The following is a 1,283-nucleotide window of genomic DNA, read 5'->3' as shown; positions in this document are numbered from 1 at the left end:
CGGGTAGAAACCGGAGACATCCTTTACGTTTTAAACCGGAGACATCGTTTACAGGTATGAAATACGGTCAGGAGGTGCCTGACCATGCCCTGGAATCGAGAGTCCCCAATGGATCAGAGAGTGAAACTCATAGGCGACTGGATGTCCGGCGCCTATTCCAAAAGTGAGCTGGCGCGGCACTACGGTGTCAGTCGGCCCACTTTGGACAAGTGGTTGGCACGCTATGCAGAGCGTGGCATCGACGGGCTCAAAGAGCTGTCCAGACGTCCGCACCACAGCCCTCATCAAATCAGTGAGCAGATCCTTGAGTTGCTGATCGCTTACAAGCGTGAGCATCCGAGTTGGGGGCCTGAGAAGTTGGTCCATAACCTGAGGAACGCACATGCGGACTTGTCTTGGCCGGCGTTGAGCACGGCTGGTGAATGGCTCAAGCGTGCAGGTCTGGTGCAAAAACGACGCTTCCTTAATCGCCCACCGACGGGGCCTATTCCGTTACGCGAAGCCACGGAGCCCAATCAAACATGGGCGGCGGATTTCAAAGGCGATTTCGCCCTGCAATCAGGTCAGCGCTGCTTTCCCTTGACGATCTCCGATCATGTCAGCCGGTTCCTGTTGCTTTGCCGGGCCCAAAGCAGTGTGGCAGGGGCGCGTGAAGGATTTGACTGGGCCTTTCGGGAGTATGGGTTGCCCAATGTCATTCGTACGGATAACGGTTCACCTTTTGCCTCGACCGGCGTGTCGCGCATCTCCAGTCTGGCGGCCTGGTTCATCCGCTTGGGCATCTATCCCGAGCGTATCCAGCCCGGACGTCCTGACCAGAATGGCCGCCACGAACGAATGCATCGAACCCTCAAAGCTGCACTACTGCAGACACCTGAACACAACCTGGTACAGCAACAGCTGGCGTTTGAACGATTTCGCCACGAATACAACTACGAACGCCCTCACAAGGCACTGGCAATGAAGGTTCCGGCAGATATTTATGTGCCATCCAGCCGGCACTACGACGGGCATGTACCGGAGGTGAATTACCCGCCACAGATGCTGGTCAGAAAAGTCCGGCAAAACGGTTCAATGAAGTGGAAAGGCGGAATGGTATTTGTCAGTGAATCACTGGTGGGTGAGGCACTGGGGTTGATGGAGGTGGAAGATGAGGAATGGGAAGTGTATTTGTGCAGTTACCTTTTAGGGCGTTTGAAAAGCGGTGAAAACCGCCTTTCAAACCCACAAAAACGTAAAGGATGTCCCCGGTTTCGTTTGTAAAGGATGTATCCGTTTCTACA

General features: G+C 54.6%; 1 protein-coding gene. It reads left to right on the top strand.

What is annotated here, in order from left to right; genetic code table 11:
- Positions 1 to 84: 84 nt before the first annotated feature.
- A complete protein-coding gene (locus PMI34_RS04620) occupies positions 85 to 1,263 on the top strand; it encodes an IS481 family transposase (protein WP_008053071.1) in 1,179 nt (392 codons plus the stop codon).
- The last annotated feature ends 20 nt before the right edge of the window (positions 1,264 to 1,283 follow it).

Origin of the sequence: Pseudomonas sp. GM74 (genome assembly GCF_000282455.1) — a bacterium.
Classification (GTDB): Bacteria; Pseudomonadota; Gammaproteobacteria; order Pseudomonadales; family Pseudomonadaceae; genus Aquipseudomonas.
Note: the sequence above shows the minus strand (reverse complement) of the source record. Positions and strands in the feature narration are given on the sequence as shown.